General features: G+C 58.4%; 17 protein-coding genes and 1 riboswitch. Of the genes, 3 read left to right on the forward strand and 14 right to left on the reverse strand.

What is annotated here, in order from left to right:
- Positions 1-27: 27 nt before the first annotated feature.
- The 7 genes from SELSP_RS08125 to motA form a co-directional block, all read right to left on the reverse strand.
- Positions 28-1,644, reverse strand: a complete 1,617-nt coding sequence (locus SELSP_RS08125) for an NAD(P)/FAD-dependent oxidoreductase (protein ID WP_006191429.1) — start codon at positions 1,642-1,644, stop codon at positions 28-30.
- A complete protein-coding gene (locus tag SELSP_RS08130) occupies positions 1,641-2,597 on the reverse strand; it encodes a CdaR family protein (RefSeq protein ID WP_006191426.1) in 957 nt (318 codons plus the stop codon). Before SELSP_RS08130 ends, SELSP_RS08125 begins: the two co-directional genes overlap by 4 nt.
- On the reverse strand, positions 2,594-3,427 hold the full coding sequence (gene cdaA / locus SELSP_RS08135) for a diadenylate cyclase CdaA (protein ID WP_006191425.1): 834 nt from the start codon (positions 3,425-3,427) through the stop codon (positions 2,594-2,596). The genes SELSP_RS08130 and cdaA overlap by 4 nt, the downstream gene beginning before the upstream one ends.
- Positions 3,428-3,535: 108 nt before the next feature.
- Entirely contained in the window at positions 3,536-5,077 is a 1,542-nt protein-coding gene (locus tag SELSP_RS08140) for a bifunctional ADP-dependent NAD(P)H-hydrate dehydratase/NAD(P)H-hydrate epimerase (RefSeq protein ID WP_006191423.1), read from the reverse strand.
- A complete protein-coding gene (acpS, locus tag SELSP_RS08145) occupies positions 5,055-5,453 on the reverse strand; it encodes a holo-ACP synthase (protein WP_037367426.1) in 399 nt (132 codons plus the stop codon). The genes SELSP_RS08140 and acpS overlap by 23 nt, the downstream gene beginning before the upstream one ends.
- Before the next feature lie 116 nt (positions 5,454-5,569).
- A complete protein-coding gene (locus SELSP_RS08150) occupies positions 5,570-6,481 on the reverse strand; it encodes a flagellar motor protein MotB (RefSeq protein WP_006191421.1) in 912 nt (303 codons plus the stop codon).
- Between the two features lie 3 nt (positions 6,482-6,484).
- A complete protein-coding gene (motA, locus tag SELSP_RS08155; protein WP_013740915.1) occupies positions 6,485-7,261 on the reverse strand; it encodes a flagellar motor stator protein MotA in 777 nt (258 codons plus the stop codon).
- A 596-nt stretch (positions 7,262-7,857) separates the two neighbouring features.
- On the opposite strand from motA, the gene SELSP_RS08160 reads away from it, so the two are divergent.
- The 3 genes from SELSP_RS08160 (at position 7,858) to SELSP_RS08170 (ending at position 11,376) form a co-directional block, all read left to right on the forward strand.
- Positions 7,858-8,739 carry a LysR family transcriptional regulator gene (locus SELSP_RS08160; protein WP_006191418.1) on the forward strand — a complete coding sequence of 294 codons (882 nt, stop codon included), beginning with the start codon at positions 7,858-7,860 and terminating at the stop codon, positions 8,737-8,739.
- 150 nt (positions 8,740-8,889) lie between these two features.
- Entirely contained in the window at positions 8,890-10,119 is a 1,230-nt protein-coding gene (locus SELSP_RS08165) for an LL-diaminopimelate aminotransferase (protein ID WP_006191414.1), read from the forward strand.
- Positions 10,120-10,134: 15 nt separating this feature from the next.
- On the forward strand, positions 10,135-11,376 hold the full coding sequence (locus SELSP_RS08170; RefSeq protein ID WP_006191412.1) for an ATP-binding protein: 1,242 nt from the start codon (positions 10,135-10,137) through the stop codon (positions 11,374-11,376).
- A gap of 85 nt (positions 11,377-11,461) precedes the next feature.
- On the opposite strand, the gene SELSP_RS08175 is transcribed toward SELSP_RS08170, so the two are convergent.
- The 7 genes from SELSP_RS08175 to SELSP_RS08205 form a co-directional block, all read right to left on the reverse strand.
- Entirely contained in the window at positions 11,462-11,662 is a 201-nt protein-coding gene (locus SELSP_RS08175) for a hypothetical protein (protein WP_006191411.1), read from the reverse strand.
- Positions 11,663-11,777: 115 nt separating this feature from the next.
- Positions 11,778-12,965, reverse strand: coding sequence for a methionine adenosyltransferase (gene metK / locus SELSP_RS08180; protein WP_013740916.1), 1,188 nt, complete (start codon positions 12,963-12,965; stop codon positions 11,778-11,780).
- A 192-nt stretch (positions 12,966-13,157) separates the two neighbouring features.
- Positions 13,158-13,262, reverse strand: a riboswitch (SAM riboswitch).
- A 46-nt stretch (positions 13,263-13,308) separates the two neighbouring features.
- Positions 13,309-14,511: a bifunctional phosphopantothenoylcysteine decarboxylase/phosphopantothenate--cysteine ligase CoaBC gene (gene coaBC, locus SELSP_RS08185; RefSeq protein WP_006191408.1), complete on the reverse strand. Its 1,203-nt coding sequence runs from the start codon at positions 14,509-14,511 to the stop codon at positions 13,309-13,311.
- Entirely contained in the window at positions 14,511-14,723 is a 213-nt protein-coding gene (gene rpoZ / locus SELSP_RS08190) for a DNA-directed RNA polymerase subunit omega (protein ID WP_006191407.1), read from the reverse strand. Before rpoZ ends, coaBC begins: the two co-directional genes overlap by 1 nt.
- Entirely contained in the window at positions 14,720-15,337 is a 618-nt protein-coding gene (gene gmk / locus SELSP_RS08195; RefSeq protein ID WP_006191406.1) for a guanylate kinase, read from the reverse strand. Before gmk ends, rpoZ begins: the two co-directional genes overlap by 4 nt.
- The gene (gene remA / locus SELSP_RS08200) at positions 15,334-15,612 is read right to left on the reverse strand and encodes an extracellular matrix/biofilm regulator RemA (RefSeq protein WP_006191405.1); all 279 of its coding nucleotides are present in this window, start codon (positions 15,610-15,612) and stop codon (positions 15,334-15,336) included. The genes gmk and remA overlap by 4 nt, the downstream gene beginning before the upstream one ends.
- Before the next feature lie 9 nt (positions 15,613-15,621).
- On the reverse strand, positions 15,622-16,500 hold the full coding sequence (locus SELSP_RS08205) for a YicC/YloC family endoribonuclease (protein WP_006191404.1): 879 nt from the start codon (positions 16,498-16,500) through the stop codon (positions 15,622-15,624).
- Positions 16,501-16,516 lie beyond the last annotated feature (16 nt).

The raw sequence follows: 16,516 nt of genomic DNA on the forward strand, positions 1-16,516 counted from the left end.
TCCTATTCTTCATCGCCCCTGGCGATCTTATTCCATAGACTCCCTTTGCTCCATGAATGCGAGCGCCGCCTTCATGCCATCGACGGCGGCGCTCATGATGCCGCCCGCGTATCCCGCACCCTCGCCGATGGGATAAAACCCCGAAAGGCCATGCGCCAAAAAGCTTTCCTTCTCGCGCACGATGCGGCACGGTGCGGAAGAGCGCGTCTCGACGCCCGTCAGCGGCACATCGGGCGCGGAAAATCCCTTCATGCGCCGCTCGAAGGCGCGAAGCGCGTCTTCGAGCGTATCCGTAACGAAGCGCGGCAGGCACTCGTGCAAGTCGGCAGGGCGCACGCCGGGCAAATACGTCGGCTGCACAAGGAAGTCCGCTGCGCCCTTTTGGTGTGCGAGAAAGTCGCCGACGGACTGCACGGGCGCACGGTAGTCTGCACCCGCCAGCTTGAAGGCGAGGCTCTCGCACTGCCTCTGAAATTCCATTCCTGCGAGCACCCCGCCGCCGAAATCCTTCGGGCCGACCTGCACGAGAAGCGCGGCGTTCGCCACGCCCGAATCGCGCTTGTAGCAGCTCATGCCGTTCGTCGCGACGCGGGAAAGCTCGGACGCCGCCGCAACGACCTGCCCGCCCGGGCACATGCAGAAGGAGTACGCGCCCCTGCCGCGCAACTTGTCCTGATACGTGAGGCTGTAGTCGGCGACAGGCAGGCGCACATTCCCGGCATCCTCCCCGTACTGCGCGCGATCGATGAATCCTTGTGGATGCTCAATGCGCACGCCCACGGCAAACGCCTTCGCCTCCAGAAAAAGACCGCGCGAAAGAAGCATCTCGTATGTGTCGCGCGCCGAATGTCCAATGGCGAAGAAAGCCGCTCCGACCTTCACGCGCTCCTCGCCGTTGACGATGAGCGCGAGGAGCGCACCGTCTTTCAGCTCGATGTCTGTCACTTGCGCCAAGAAGCGAATCTCGCCGCCCAAGCGGCGGATCTCCTCACGGATGTTCTTAACGATGCCGCGCAGGAGGTCGGTGCCGACATGCGGCTTGTGCAGATACTTGATTTCCTCGGGTGCACCGGCCGCCACGAAAGCGTCGAGCACCTCGCTCACGAGAGAGTCGCCGATGCGCGTCGTCAGCTTGCCGTCGGAAAACGTCCCCGCACCGCCCTCACCGAATTGGACGTTGGAGCGCACATCGAGCGTTCCCGTCTGCCAGAAGCGCTCGATCGCCGCATAACGCGCCTCGACATCATAGCCGCGCTCTAGGATGAGCGGGGAAAGACCCGCGCGTGCGAGCGTCAGCGCGGCGAACATGCCGGCAGGGCCGAAGCCCACGACGACAGGGCGCGCCTCGCCCTGCGCGAGCGGGGAAAAGCGTGCAAGGTCGAGCTTCTCTTCTTTTTCGGCAAGTGCAACATGGCGGTCGCGCCGCAAGCGCGCCAAAAGCTTTTTCTCACTGCCCTGGATGCGCACATCAAGCGTATAGAGGAAGGCGAGCGGCGCTCCACGGTAGCGTCGCGCATCGAGCGCCCTGCGCACGATGCGCACTGCAAGAATATCGTCTGGAGCAATACCCAAACGCTCAGCGGCAAGAGCTGCAAGCGGGCGTTCGTCGCTCAAGGGAACGGCATAACTGCTGATTCGGATCATGGCGCGTCCGCTCCCTTTGCTTGCGCCTTCGGTTTCAGCTCGACCGTGACCGTGACCTCTCGATTGGAAATCGCAACGCCATTGGGTATCGCAAGATGTACGATCTTCTTGCCGCTCTCCTTCATGTCCGAGATGACGATCTTCTCCGTGTCGATGCTCGCCACCTTGCTGATGAGCGCGGCATCGCCCGCGATTTCGATCTTCGTCGGCTCAACCTGCACTTCGCCCAGAGTGAAGCCCTCGGGCAGAACGTCATCGAGAACCGGACGGACGCTGACGATCTTGCGCGTCAGCCCGCGCGCAAGCTGTACGGAAACCTCAACCGTACGCGCGAGAAGCTCGACATCGTCGACCGCCTTGCCGTCGCTGTTGATCGGCGTCAACGGCACCTGCAAGGTGAAGTCGTCACGATTTCCCGAAAGGCCGACGTAGCCGATGACGCGGTCGACCTCCGCTACGCGCGACTCGGGGCCCTCGATGACCGTGGTGTTCGCCGACTGCGAAATCTTGCCCACGGTGTAGCCAGCAGACGCCGAACCCGTGACGATGAGATCGATGCGAACCGCTCGCCGCACGATCTTGTCCAAGGTGACCGAAACGGTCTCCGGCTGCGCGTCGACGAGTTCGAATCCCTGCGGCAGAACAGCCTTGACCTTGACCTCGTGCTCGCCTGAGCCAAGCCCTTCAAGATCGGCATACGCCTTGAACCCTTCCCGTTCTGACGAAACAAAGAAAGAGCGCGCTCCGCGCACCTTGAGCTTCACGCTTTTTTCCGTCTGCGTGACCTTGTATCCTTCGGGTACATTTCGGAGGTCGACCGCAACGGTGAAACTTCCCTCTATCTGCGGGTTCTGCTCATTCATGACGAAGAGCCAGAGCACGACAGCGACAACAAGGGCGATGATCTTTGCCGGGAGGTTGCGCTGGAAGAGAGCGCGCAATCGTGTCATCATTTCCCCTTCCTCCAATTCAGAACCATGTCCTTGATGCCTGTTGTCTTGGGCGTGAAGATGGGACGCAAATAAGATTTCAGATGCTCTGAGCTAAGACGGCGCACGATCCTGCCGTTTTCCGCGACGGAGACCGTGCCCGTTTCCTCGCTGACGACGACGATGAGGGCGTCACACTGCTCAGAAAGGCCGATGGCGGCACGATGGCGCGTGCCAAGCTCCGTGCTCAGCGTGCGATTTTCTGTCAAAGGCAACAGACAGCCCGCCGCGATCAGGCGCTTGCCGCGTATGACGGCGGCTCCGTCGTGCAGGGGGGTGTTCGGAATGAAGACGTTCATGAGAAAGTCCGCCGTGATGAGGCCGTCGATCTGGACGCCCGTGGCGCTGATGTCATTGAGTCCCATCTCGCGTTCAAAGACGAGCAAGGCGCCGATCTTGCGCGAAGACAGGAGCATCACCGCCTTATCCAGCTCATTGACGAGTGAGCGCGCCTCACTGTCATCGAGGAAAAGCGATTTGCCGAAGAAGCGTCCCTGCCCCAGATGCTCAAGCGTGCGGCGAAGTTCCGGCTGGAATACGATGGGAAGTGCGACAAAGAGCAAGGTCAGCGTCTGCTGCAAGAGCCAGTAAATGACGTGCAGAGACAGCCAGTTGCAGACGAGCGTGAGCCCTAGGAGCACAAGCAGCCCCTTCACCAAGGTGATGGCGCGCGTATCCTGCAGCATCATATAGAGTTTGTAGAGAATCAATGCCACGATCAGGATGTCAAGAACGTCCAGCAAGGTGATCGTCGACAGGATTCCCTGAAATTGAATCGGAATATGGAACGGCATAAACAAAACCCCTAGGAAAGCATCCCATCATAGTTGAACATAAAACCTACTTCTTCCCGTGTGCAGGGAAATCCTTTCGCAAAAACGAATTTGCCCGAAAGACCTATTTCAAAGCAGCGTGCAGAGCGCACGCGGCAGATTTTCCAGAATATCCGAAGCGATGAGCCCGTATCCCTTCTCCTTCGCCGCCAGATCGCCGGCAAGACCGTGGATGTAGACGCCTGCGAGCGGCGCAAGTCCCGCCGCTGTCTGCTTCATAAGCCCCGCGACAGCGCCCGCGAGCACATCGCCTGCACCTGCCGTCGCCATGCCGGAATTACCCTTCGATGTAAGGAACGCCTGCCCGTCCGGATAGACGATGATCGTGCATTCGCTCTTGACGACGAAGACGGCATGATACTCACGCGCCACCTCGCGCGTCATGTCGAGGAGCGACGCACGCAGTTCGTCGACAGAGAGCTCCAAGAGATGCGCCATCTCGCCGAGATGCGGCGTCAAGATCGGCACGAAAGCGAAGCCCTTGAACGCGTCCGTCTTGCCGCAAAACGCATAAATGGCATCGGCATCGAGAATCAAAGGCTTCTTGACGGCGGCACAGAAATCCTGCACGAACTTCTGCGTCTCCTGTGCCCTGCCCAGCCCCGGCCCGATGAGCACGGCATCGAAACCTTCCGCCAGTGCCAGCGCCTCGCCGAGCGCCGCGATGTCGATCGCGCCCTCGTCCGTCTCGGGAAGAGGCTTCGTCATGACCTCGGTCAATTTTCCCGCCATCATCTCCTGCAGACTCCGCGGCAGAGCCAGCACAGCAACGCCCGCGCCGCTTCTGAGAACGGCAGAAGCGGCGAGCGCCGCCGCGCCCGTCATGCCGCGCGAACCCGCGATGACGAGGATGCGTCCGCAGGAGCCCTTGTGCGCATCGAGCGGACGCGGCAGCAGAACCGGCGCCACCGTCACATCGTCAAGGTAGGTCTGGCGGATCGTATCGTCTTCGAGCAAGGCCTTCGGTATGCCAATGTCATCGACGAGCAGTTTTCCCGTCGCCGTTTCGCCTGCGCCAATCATATGCCCGAACTTCGGCAGCCCGAAGGTCACGGTAAGATCCGCGCGAATCGCCTCGGGAGAGGCATTCCCCGTATCCGCCTCGACGCCCGTCGGAATGTCGACGGCGACGACCGGCTTGCCGTGACCGTTGACCATGCGCACGACGCGTGCGGCTGCATCGCGCAGACCGCCTTTGAATCCCGTGCCCAAGATGCCGTCGACAACACCGTCGACGAAGCGCAGCGTCACCTGCAGTTTGTCCCAATCGCGCTCCGTTTCAAGGACGTGTACGACAATGCCCATCTTGACGATGATGTCGCGGTTGAGCGCCGCACTCTTCGTCAGATGCGCAGGACTGCCCACGAGGAATATGCTGATCTGCGCGCCATGGTTCATCAGGTGGCGTGCAGCGACGAAGGCGTCGCCTCCGTTGTTGCCGCTTCCCGCGAGCACGCATATACGCTTGCCCGAAACGCCGCCCAAGTATTCCTCAAAGGCGGCGGCGACTTCGCGTCCCGCATTCTCCATCAGCAGAATCTCCGGCACGCCGTATTCCTCGATGGCTCTCTTGTCGATCTTCTTCATCTCATCTGCCAAAGCGATCTTCATGCTTCTCCCCCTCCAGAATACATTGTGCAACGGCATATTCCCTAGCATGGCTCAAGGAAAGATGTATGTGCCGCACGCCCCTTTCTTCCGCGAGCGCCGCAAAGAACCCGGAAAGATGAACCTCGGGCGCGCCGAGCGCATCGGGCACGATCTCAACGTCCAGCAGCGTTCCTCGGCGCAGTCCCGTGCCAAACGCCTTCAAGACAGCCTCCTTGCCGACCCAGCGTGCTGCATACGAGGCCGCACGCCCTGCACCGCGTCCATCGCAGTAAGAGCGCTCTTCCTGCGTGAAAACGCGCGCAAGGAATGCCTCTTTTCCCATCGCTTTTTCCATGCGCCCGATCTCAACGATGTCCGTGCCGAGTCCCAAAACCATTGCATCACCCCAGTTCGCAATCCCCGTCCATCGCCAAACTGCACGGCGCATCAGACATCCCACAAGAAAAGCCGGCTTTATGCGGAAACAGATAAAGCCAGCTTTCATCCACTATTCTACTGTTCCTGCCGTGCAGGCGCGGGTGCCTGCGGCTGCTCCACATTGCCGGGCGCCGTCGGGCGCATCGGCGTGATGACGGGATTCGTGCCGCCGCCCGAAAGGTTGGGCGAAGCGTCAGGCAGCTCAGGTTTTGCCGTCAATATCTCCGTCGACGAACTGTCGGGATTGAACTGGTACGTCCGAGCGATCAGAACCTCGACGCGGCGGTTCTGCGACCTGCCCTCGTCCGTCTTGTTGTCCGCGATCGGACGATACTCGCTGTAGCCGATGGAGCTGAAACGTGCCGGATTGAGCGACGTATTGCTCGCAAAGAGGAATTTCATGAAATTCAAGGCGCGCTGCGAGCTCAGTTCCCAGTTCGACGGGTAGCGCGCCGTAGCGATCGGCACATTGTCCGTATGACCCGAGATGACGACACGCTCGGGAATCTTCGCGAGAAGGCCTGCGACGACAGGGCCGATCTTCTGCGCCTCGCCTACGAGCTCCGCCGAGCCCGAGGGGAAAAGCGCCTTTTCCTTGATGCGGATCATCAGTCCGTCATCGGTCATCGTCGTGTTCAGCTCACCTTGCAGTCCGTTCTGTTTGATGTAATTGTCAAGCTCCTTCTGCACCTCTTCCAAGGCTTTCGCTTCTTGGATGTAGGCGCTGTTGCCCTTGTCCTCCGTCGCCACGCGTTCCGCATGGCGGCTCTCGCTCGGCCCCATCTGACTGAAGAACGAAGGGCCGCCCGTATTGAAAGCCGCCGTGAACGCCTGCGCCATCTGCGCCATCTTGGACGAGTCCGTGGCAGACATGGCATAGAGGGCGATGAACGTGGCAAGGAGCAGCGTCATGAGGTCGGAATAGGGCAGCAGCCAAGCCTCGCCCGCTTCTTCTTCATGCGGTGCATGCCGCTTCTTTCTCGCCATGCCTTACGCCTCCTTCTTCAACACTTCGCGCTCCGACTGCGGGATGAAGACCATGAGCTTCGCCTCGATGGCCGTCGGCGAATCACCTGCCTGCAGCGACAGGATGCCCTCGACGATCATGCGCTTCTGACCGATTTCAGAATCCGACATGATCTTGAGCTTGTTCGCCCACGGAAGCCAGAGGACGTATGCCGTGTAGATACCGAGAATCGTAGCGACGAACGCGGCCGCGATGGCGTGACCGACGACGTTGACGTCCGACAAGTTACTCAGAGCTGCGATCAGACCGATAACGGCGCCGAGAACGCCGAGCGTAGGCGCGTAGGTACCTGCCTGCATGAGCATCAGGCGACCCAGGGAGTGACGTTCCTGCATGACGGAAATCTCAGCGTCGAGAACGTCGCTGACGAAGTCCGGATCCATGCCGTCGATGACCATGCTAAGACCCGTCTTGAAGAACGGATCGGAGATGTCCTCGACGCGGCTCTCCAGTGCCAGGATGCCTTCGCGACGCGCAATCTGCGAAAGCTCGATGAAAAGCTGCAGAAGCTCGCCCTTCTGATGCGAAGGCGGCGCCTGGAAAGTCATCTTGATCAGCTTCGGCAGCATCTTCATCTCATCCATGCGGAAAGCCGTGAAAAGACAGGCAAACGTGCCGAGGATGATGATCATGAATGCCGCCGGATTGTTCAGCGAACTAATTGGCGCACCCTTGAGGATCATACCGCCGAAGATAGCGATGAGTCCCGACAACAGTCCGATTAGCGTTGATTTTTCCAAAAAAATCCCCCTCTTCCCTAATGGCAGAGACGCAGGGCGTCTCCTGCAACGCCGTCTGCCCACTTGCATCCAGCACCCGCAAACGATGCAGATGATTTTTGCGGCGTCTTCATCCTTGCTTGCGACCGACGAAGTACGTCGGATAGAGCATCTTGGCTGCCCTTCCTCTCGCACGAAGCCCGCTCGACCTGTGCAGGTCATGACCGTCGAAACTTCATGGCAAAAGTGCAGAGCACAATCCACTGCCTAATATATATCGAAACAAATGCAAAAAAAATTCATGACCGGCTAAAGGACTTTGCCACTATTTTTCTTTGAACTTCCGTCCTCGCGAACCTCAAGCTTGTACTTTAGGAACCGCTGATAAACGAAATCTCCTAGATGTACGAAGATGCGGGACGGAATTTATCAGTGATTCCTTTACAGTGTACACTAGATTGGAGTCGCTGTAAAGGAAGATTTTCAAAAAAATTACATCTGTTTTTAATCATAAAAAATAAATTTTTCTTATTGTATCATAGATGATTTTGAAGTATGATAGGTTTAACGAAAATAATTCATTTTTATGGACGACAGGGAATGGGTGGCGATCAAGCATGGAACTAAGACAACTCGAATACTTTCAAATGGCAAGCCGACTAAAAAACATCACGCGCGCCGCTGAAAGGCTTCGCGTATCACAGCCGAACATCACCGTCGCGATCAAGAAGCTTGAGGCGGAACTTGGCATCCAGCTCTTCGACCGCAGTCAGAAACAGCTGTCTTTGACGCCCGAGGGCGCTGTATTTCTGACCCGCATCGAGCTTGCGCTGCGCAACATCCAGGACGCCGTGCTCGAAGTCAACGACTACAAACAGCTGCAGAAAGGCACGATCAAGATCGGCATTCCGTCGATGATCGGCGCCTACCTCTTCCCCAAGATTTTCTCCAGCTTCCAAAAGAAATACTCGCATCTCGACGTCTATCTCTACGAAGAAGGCTCAATGCGCATCCGCGAGCAGCTCGAACGCGATGAGCTGGACTTCGGCATCGTCATCCTCTCCAACGCGGCGGCGAGCCTGCAGACGCTGCCCATGGCGAAGAGCCAGATCGTCGCGTGCCTGCCCGAGCAACACCCCCTTGCCAAAAAAAAGACCATCTCCCTGCACGACATCGAAGACGTGAACCTCATCATGCTCAAGGACGGTTCCTTCCTGCGAAAGCTCATGCTCGACACCTTCAAACAGGAGAGCATCACGCCCGACATCGTGCTCGAATCGAACCAGATCGAGACCATCAAGGGGCTGATTGCAAGCGGCGCGGGCATCGCCTTCCTGCTCGACTTCATCGTCGAGGAGACGCCCGGAATCGTGACGCTGCCCTTCGACAAGCCCGTCTTCGTCGACGTCGGGCTTGCGTGGAAGAAGGATCGCTACGTTTCCAAGGCCGCGCAGGCTTTCATCGACTTCTGCCAGAACACGCTGAAAAAAGAAAAATAAGCGCTTTTAGGCGGCCGCCCCGAAGAGGGCGGTCTTTTTTTCAAAAATTTTATGGGAATTTGCGGGAAATGTGCTACAATGATAGCCGTAAACTCTGACGGACGCGAACCGTATCCGCCCGCCTTGCATGAAGCAACAGGAGGAATCACAATGGCTTACATCAACGAAAACTATCTGAAACTCGCCGGCAGCTATCTCTTCCGCGAGATCGCGCACCGTGTCGCTGACTATAAGGAAAAGAACCCTGCGGCCGACGTCATCTCGCTCGGCATCGGCGACGTGACGCAGCCCCTGCCGCCCGCCTGCATCGCCGCCATGCACAAGGCGGTTGACGAGATGGCTGCAGCCGAGACCTTCCGCGGCTACGGGCCCGAGCAGGGTTACGGCTTCCTCATCGAAAAAATCATAGAAAACAACTTCCCGGGACTCGGCATCGAGTCGGACGAGGTGTTCATTTCTGACGGAGCCAAGAGCGACTGCGGCAACATCCAGGAAATCTTCAGCGAAAAAGCGAAAATCGCCATCACCGACCCCGTCTACCCCGTCTACCTCGACACGAATGTCATGGCGGGACGCACGGGCGCACTGCAGAAAAACGGACACTTCTCGGGGGTTGTCTACCTGCCCTGCACGGCAGAGAACGGCTTCCTGCCCGAGCTGCCCACGGAGCATGTCGACATCATCTATCTTTGCTCGCCGAACAACCCGACGGGCATGGCGATGACGCGCGAGTCTCTCTCCCGATGGGTCGCCTACGCGCGAGAGAACGAGTCTGTCATTCTCTTCGATGCCGCTTATCAGGCCTTCATCACCGAGGACGATCTGCCGCACTCCATCTTCGAGATCGAGGGCGCGAAGGACGTCGCCATCGAATTCCGCTCCTTCTCGAAGACAGCGGGCTTCACGGGCACGCGCTGCGGCTACATCGTGCTGCCGAAGAGCGTGCAGGGCAGGAGCGCCGACGGCACGAAGAAGAGCCTCAACCCGCTCTGGAATCGCCGCCACACGACGAAGTACAACGGCACCTCCTACATCATCCAGCGCGGCGCAGAGGCCATCTTCACACCCGAAGGGAAGCGAGAGACGGCGGCTGCCATCTCCTACTACCTCGAAAACGCCCGACTCATCCGCGAGGGCCTCGAATCCATCGGTCTTGAGGCATACGGCGGCATAAACGCGCCCTACATCTGGCTCAAGACACCGCACGGACTCTCCTCGTGGGACTTCTTCGACCGCCTTCTCACAGGCGCGGACATCGTCGGCACGCCGGGCGCAGGGTTCGGTCCATGCGGCGAAGGATATTTCCGCCTCACGGCTTTCGGCAACCGAGAGAATACGAAGCGAGCGGTCGAGCGCATCAAGGAAAAACTGACGTTCTGACGAGAGGAGAAAGACATGCTCAAACCTCGCCTGCAGGAACTCTGCATCTGCCGTCCCATATTAGAGGATACGCTCATCGGGAAATTCCTGTGCTTTCTGGAAAATCCCGAGAACACTTCGCACGCTTACGATTTCACCGCAGGGCTCATCGAGAAGGCGGAATCGCTCGGTCTCTCCGGAAATATCCTGCGCTCCTATTTTCTCCATGTGCTCGCTCATGTGGAAAACACCTTCGCATGCACGGTGGAACAAGCTTCCGGCAATGTCGGCAAGAGTCTTCGCCGCGCCTTCGTGCGCGATATGGAAATCCTCGCCGATGTCTTTCATGAGCCGCCAAGCGCCATGCTTCCATGCGACCTCCTTGACGACTACGAACCGACGAAGCGCTGCACGAACGAAGCGTCCTCCTTCCTCCACGAACGCATGGCATCTGCGGCATCGGCAGAGGAAGTCTCAGACGCCTTCCTCGATTTTTACCAGCGCTACGGCTGCGGCGAGATTTCGAGCTGCAAGGCGTTCTCCTGGAACGACAAAGAGCACAAGCTTCAAGGCGTCGAGCACTTCGAAGCGCTTCCTCTCACTGACGTCATCGGCTACGACCGCCAGAAGAAGCAGCTGACAGACAATACAGAAGCCTTCCTTGAAGGGCGTCCCGCCAACAACGTCCTTTTGATCGGCGCACGCGGCACGGGCAAGTCCTCCTCCGTCAAGGCTCTCGCTCACGAATACTATGGTCGCGGTCTTCGACTCGTGCAGCTCGCGAAATCGCAGCTCGGCGAACTGCCGCGCATTCTCGCAGCGCTTCGCCGATTTCCCTCCAAGCGCTTCATCCTCTTCCTCGACGACCTCTCGTTCGAGGAATTTGAGACAGAGTACAAGTATCTGAAATCCGCCATCGAAGGCGGCGTCGAGGCGCGTCCCCAAAACGTGCTCATCTACGCGACGTCCAACCGCCGCCACCTCATCAAGGAAAGCTGGCGCGACCGCGATCAGGCGCAGGACGAACTCTATCGTCAGGACAGCGTGAACGAAACCGTCTCTCTTTCCGACCGCTTCGGTCTCATCATCACCTTCCTCGCGCCCGACCAAGAGCAATATCATGCCATCATCGCCCACTACCTTGAAAAAGAGGGCGTCCGTCTCGCCCCCGAAGAGCTTCGCATCCTCGCGCATCGCTGGGAGCTTGAGCACTCCGGACGCAGCGGACGCACGGCGCAGCAATTCGTCGTGCACTATCTAGGACAAATGCGGAAATGAAGAATCCCCCTCGCTTCTCTCAAAAGAGTCGCGAAGGGGATTTTTTCCTGCGGGGCGCACGGAGCAATGCTCCATAGCCTCGGCTTTATCTGCGATCGTAAGTGCAGTAGCCGTTCTCGTCACAGTAGGGGCCGCTCTGTTCGCTGTCGCGATAGTATCTGCTGCCGCAGCAATTATAGCGCTGCACGCCTGTCGTATCTTTCGCCGATGACATCGAAGCCGCAAAAACAGGAGCCGCACTCACCGCAAGCATAGCCAGAAGGGCGGCGCAAAGCATCTTCTTCATGGAATCACCTCCTATTGCCATTATACCATGAAAACATCTTCATTACAAGGGAAGCTATGATGCGCGACAAAACGGGACAGCCTTGCAGCTGTCCCGTTTTGTATATGTATCCTTTTCAGATTCCCGCAGCTTTCTTCAAGGCGTCCGCCTTGTCCGTCTTCTCCCACGGCAGATCGGCATCGGTGCGGCCGAAGTGGCCGTAGGCCGCCGTCTGCTCGTAAATCGGGCGGCGCAGGTCGAGGTTGCTGATGATCGAGGCCGGACGCAGATCGAAGTTCTCGTGCACAAGCCTTTCGATCAGAGCTTCGTCCACTTTGTTCGTGCCGAACGTATCGACCATGATCGATACGGGACGCGCGACGCCGATGGCGTAGGCGAGCTGGATCTCGCAGCGATCGGCGAGTCCTGCGGCGACGACATTCTTCGCCACATAGCGCGCGGCGTAGGCAGCGGAGCGGTCGACCTTCGTGGGATCCTTGCCCGAGAAGGCGCCGCCGCCGTGACGTGCCATGCCGCCGTAGGTATCGACGATGATCTTGCGGCCCGTGAGGCCCGAGTCGCCCTGCGGGCCGCCGATGACGAACTTGCCTGTCGGGTTCACGAAATACTTCGTGTCTGCCGTCAGAAGTTCTGCCGGAATGATGACCTTGATGACCTTTTCAATCATATCCTTGCGGATCGTTGCCAGGTCGACTTCCGGATCGTGCTGCGTGGAGATGACGACGGTATCGACGGCGACGGGCTTGCCGTCCTCATAGCGCACCGTTACCTGCGTCTTGCCGTCGGGGCGCAGGTAGCCGAGTTCGCCGTTCTTACGCACCTCTGCAAGGCGACGTGCCAGACGATGTGCGAGTGCAATCGGCAGCGGCATGAGCTCAGGCGTCTCGTTCGCCGCATAGCCGAACATCATGCCCTGATCGCCCGCGCCGATGGAGTCGGCGACATCGGACTCACCTTCCTTCGCCTCAAGCGCCTTGTCAACACCGAGTGCGATATCGGCAGACTGCTCATCGAGCGATACGAGAATGCCGCACGTCGCTGCATCGAAGCCATACTTCGCACGCGTGTAGCCGATCTTCTCCACAGTCTTGCGGATGATGTGCGGGATGTCGATGTAGCACGAAGTCGAGATCTCGCCGACGACATGCACCTGTCCCGTCGTCACCAATGTCTCGCACGCCACGCGCCCCTGCGGATCTTTTGCAAGGATCGCATCGAGAATGGCGTCAGAAATCTGATCGGCCATCTTGTCGGGATGACCTTCCGTCACCGACTCGGAAGTGAACAACATCGTTTTGCTCATGGTATGCTCCATTCCGCCGCTGTCGCCTGCAGCAAATATCTGGAAAAGCAAGGTGCGACCTTCCCTGCCCGGCGGCCTCAAAGCGCCGCTTTCATGAGATCGTCCGCGAAACGTCTTCGGCAGAAGCCGATTCGCAGCATACATCATCCATCAAAAAAGACTCTCTTCCTACGAAAAGAGAGTCTTCCTTCGCTCCCATCTCATAGGCAATACCTATAGGAATTGGCACCTTTTTGGCCTACGCCAACGGTTGCCGCAGTTTCATAGGGCCAGTCCCTCCACTGCTCTTGATGAGTGATATTCGATTCGGCTTTATTATACGAGAAAATATTTCAATTGTCAACTATTTTTGTAGGGATTCGATGCGGTCGAGGAGAACCTCTGCCACTTTTTGCTTGCTCATCAAAGGAACTTCCTCGACGGAGCCGTCACGCGCCACGATCTTCACGAGATTCGTCTCCGTATTGAATCCCGCGTCGGGGCATGTCACATCGTTCGCCACGATGAGGTCAAGATTCTTCTTTTGGAGCTTCGCCTTCGCATAGTCGAGGAGATTCTGCGTCTCTGCCGCAAACCCCACAAGGATCTGCTTCTCCTTTTTTCGGCCGCCCAGTTCCAGCAAAATATCGGGATTCTTCTCCAAGACAAGCGTGAGTTCAGCGTCGTTCTTCTTGATCTTCTGCACTTGCCGCGTCTTCGGGCGATAGTCGGCGACGGCGGCCGCCTTGATGACGATCGCAGCGTCCTCGGCTTCCTGCAGCACGGCATCGCGCATGGCGAGCGCCGATTCCGTACGCAGGACGCGCACACCGTCGGGATCGGCGAGCGCGACGGTGCCGCCCGCGACGAGCACGACGTCAGCGCCGCGCCGCGCCGCCTCCTGCGCGATGGCATAACCCATCTTGCCGCTCGAACGATTGCCGATGAAGCGTACGGGATCGATGGCTTCAAGCGTGCCGCCCGCCGTCACGAGCACTTTCTTGCCGGCGAGCGTCTTGCCGCGCGCGCCCGCTTCTTCCAGCTCGCGCACGATGTCCTGAGGCTCAGGCAGACGCCCGACGCCCGAGACGCCACAAGCCAAGTATCCCGCTGCCGGCTCGATCTTATGCCAGCCACGCGCTTGGAGCTTTGCCATATTTTCCTGCGTCACGGGATTTTCATACATCGCGCTGTTCATCGCCGGAGCGAAGAAGATCGGCGATGTGACAGCAAGCAGCGTCGTCGTCAGCATGTCGTCGGCTATGCCCGCCGCCGCCTTGGCAATGATGTTCGCCGTAGCGGGCGCGATGAGCACAAGATCCGCCAGACGCGCCAGAGCGATATGTTCGACGTTCCAATGCGCAGGCTCTTCCCACATGTCGAGCGACACGGGCTGTCCCGTAATCTCGCGGAAGGTCAGCGGCGTGACAAAACAGGCGGCCTCCTTCGTCATGACGACGTGAACCTCCGCCCCTTTCTTGCGCAGGCGGCTCGCAATCTCCACCGCCTTGTAGGCGGCGATGCCGCCCGTGACGCCCAGAAGGATCTTCTTGTCCGCAAGAATCATTACTTTATGCCGCCTTTGCTGCGTCGATAAAGGATGTCGCCTTCAGAAATCTCCTCCAGAGCAATCGTCACATCTTTCGAGGACTTCGCCACCACCTTCGGCTCATCGCCGCTCAAAAGCTGACGCGCACGCTTCGCCGCCAAGACGACGAGTGTGTAGCGGCTGTCGACTACCTCCAAGAGTTTGTTGATCGAAGGATCTGCCATGCTCATATCGGATCTTCCCTTCCCTTTTCTATTTCGTCAAAAAGCTCTCCATTGCGTGCGACAAGGCGCCTCTCCGCCGCAAGGATGGCGCAGACGGAATCGACCGCGCCATCGACCTCGTCGTTCGTGACGACGTACTTGTAGCACTTTCCCGCTTCAATCTCATCGATCGCCGCAGCGAGGCGCTTCTGCAAGACGTCCTCCGTCTCCGTGTCGCGCCCGCGGATGCGCCTTTCCAGCTCGGCGAGCGACGGCGGCAAGATGAAGACGTAGACGCCCTCAGGAAACTTCTCGCGCACCTTCATCGCGCCCTGCGTGTCGATCTCAAGCAAGATATCCTCGCCCGCCGCGAGCTTTTCCTCCACCTTTTTCAATGGCGTTCCGTAATAATTGTCGTAGACCTTTGCCCATTCGAGCAATTCGTCCTTTTCGATCATTTTCTCGAACGCCTCGACCGAGAGGAAATAGTAGCTCTCGCCGTCGACCTCGCCCGCACGCGGCTTTCGCGTCGTAGCGGAAACGGAGTAGGCAAGCGGCGTCTTTTCCAAGAGCGCCTGACAGATCGTGCCCTTGCCCGCACCCGACGGGCCGGAAACGACGACCAAAAGTCCTTTTCTCATTTTCCGTCCTCTCTTTCTTTCGTTTCCGGAGTGTCTGACTCAAGAACGCGATGCGCCACGGTCTCCGGCTGCACGGCAGAAAGAATCACATGATCACTGTCCATGATGGCAACGGCGCGCGTCCGTCTGCCGTAAGTGGCGTCAATGAGCCTGCCGCCGTCGCGCGCCTCCTGAATGATGCGCTTGATCGGCGCCGATTCAGGGCTGACGATCGCCACGACGCGGTTCGCCGAAACGATGTTGCCAAACCCGATATTGATGAGCTTGATGTCCATATTGACCCCTCACTCGATGTTTTGCACCTGCTCGCGCAGCTTCTCGACCTCACTCTTGATCTCGACGACAAGTTTCGCCGCCTGCGTGAAGTTCGCCTTCGCGCCAATCGTGTTCGTCTCGCGATTGATCTCCTGAATCAGAAAGTCGAGCTTCCTGCCGATGGGCGCTTCCTCCACCTCGATCGTCTCACGGAACTGGGCGATGTGGCTCTTGAGGCGCACGACCTCTTCATTGTAGCTGATGCGGTCAGCGTAGAGCACCGTTTCCTGCAGGATGCGCATCTCATCAATTCCCTGTCCCTTGAGCATCTCGCTGAGGACGTTCCTCAGGTGCGTGCGGTAGCGCTCGACGATCTCCGGCTCGAAGGCCGAGAGTTTTTCGATTGCCTCGGCAAGGAAATCGAGGCGCGGCTCAAAGTCGAGGCGCGTATGCTCGCCCTCCTTCTTTCGCATTTGGGCGAAATGCTCCAAAGCGTTTTCCAAGGCGTCAAAGACGAGTTCGCGGGCGTCAAGCACATCGCGGCTCTCCTCGTGCACGCGCAGGACGTCGGGATACAAGGCTATTTTACATACATCGGCGGGCGGTGTCAAATGCAGGAAATCGCCAAGTTCGTAAAGCGCCGTCTGATAGGCGCGTGCCAAGTTCTTGTCAACGACGATGGTCGCTTCCTTTTCGCGCTTGTCATGAAAGGCGATGTTCACATCGATCTTGCCGCGCGCCGAGAATTTCTTGATGACATGGCGCATATCGTTCTCAAAGACATTGAGAGCGCGCGGCATGGAAAACGATATGTCCAGATACCGCTGATTGACCGATTTCACTTCCACATGAACCTTGTAATCCTCGTTCTCCCGGCCCGCCGCGCCGAACCCCGTCATGCTCTTCATTCCAACAGCCCCCCAT

The sequence above is a fragment of the Selenomonas sputigena ATCC 35185 genome (genome assembly GCF_000208405.1).
Taxonomy (GTDB): Bacteria; Bacillota; Negativicutes; order Selenomonadales; family Selenomonadaceae; genus Selenomonas; species Selenomonas sputigena.

Bases quoted from the DNA above. Each gene is read 5' to 3' on its own strand.
- SELSP_RS08125 (WP_006191429.1), bottom strand. From the start codon at position 1,644: ATGATCCGAATCAGCAGTTATGCCGTTCCCTTGAGCGACGAACGCCCG.
- SELSP_RS08130 (WP_006191426.1), bottom strand. From the start codon at position 2,597: ATGATGACACGATTGCGCGCTCTCTTCCAGCGCAACCTCCCGGCAAAG.
- cdaA (WP_006191425.1), bottom strand. From the start codon at position 3,427: ATGCCGTTCCATATTCCGATTCAATTTCAGGGAATCCTGTCGACGATC.
- SELSP_RS08140 (WP_006191423.1), bottom strand. From the start codon at position 5,077: ATGAAGATCGCTTTGGCAGATGAGATGAAGAAGATCGACAAGAGAGCC.
- acpS (WP_037367426.1), bottom strand. From the start codon at position 5,453: ATGGTTTTGGGACTCGGCACGGACATCGTTGAGATCGGGCGCATGGAA.
- SELSP_RS08150 (WP_006191421.1), bottom strand. From the start codon at position 6,481: ATGGCGAGAAAGAAGCGGCATGCACCGCATGAAGAAGAAGCGGGCGAG.
- SELSP_RS08160 (WP_006191418.1), top strand. From the start codon at position 7,858: ATGGAACTAAGACAACTCGAATACTTTCAAATGGCAAGCCGACTAAAA.
- SELSP_RS08165 (WP_006191414.1), top strand. From the start codon at position 8,890: ATGGCTTACATCAACGAAAACTATCTGAAACTCGCCGGCAGCTATCTC.
- SELSP_RS08170 (WP_006191412.1), top strand. From the start codon at position 10,135: ATGCTCAAACCTCGCCTGCAGGAACTCTGCATCTGCCGTCCCATATTA.
- SELSP_RS08175 (WP_006191411.1), bottom strand. From the start codon at position 11,662: ATGAAGAAGATGCTTTGCGCCGCCCTTCTGGCTATGCTTGCGGTGAGT.
- metK (WP_013740916.1), bottom strand. From the start codon at position 12,965: ATGAGCAAAACGATGTTGTTCACTTCCGAGTCGGTGACGGAAGGTCAT.
- coaBC (WP_006191408.1), bottom strand. From the start codon at position 14,511: ATGATTCTTGCGGACAAGAAGATCCTTCTGGGCGTCACGGGCGGCATC.
- rpoZ (WP_006191407.1), bottom strand. From the start codon at position 14,723: ATGAGCATGGCAGATCCTTCGATCAACAAACTCTTGGAGGTAGTCGAC.
- gmk (WP_006191406.1), bottom strand. From the start codon at position 15,337: ATGAGAAAAGGACTTTTGGTCGTCGTTTCCGGCCCGTCGGGTGCGGGC.
- remA (WP_006191405.1), bottom strand. From the start codon at position 15,612: ATGGACATCAAGCTCATCAATATCGGGTTTGGCAACATCGTTTCGGCG.
- SELSP_RS08205 (WP_006191404.1), bottom strand. From the start codon at position 16,500: ATGAAGAGCATGACGGGGTTCGGCGCGGCGGGCCGGGAGAACGAGGAT.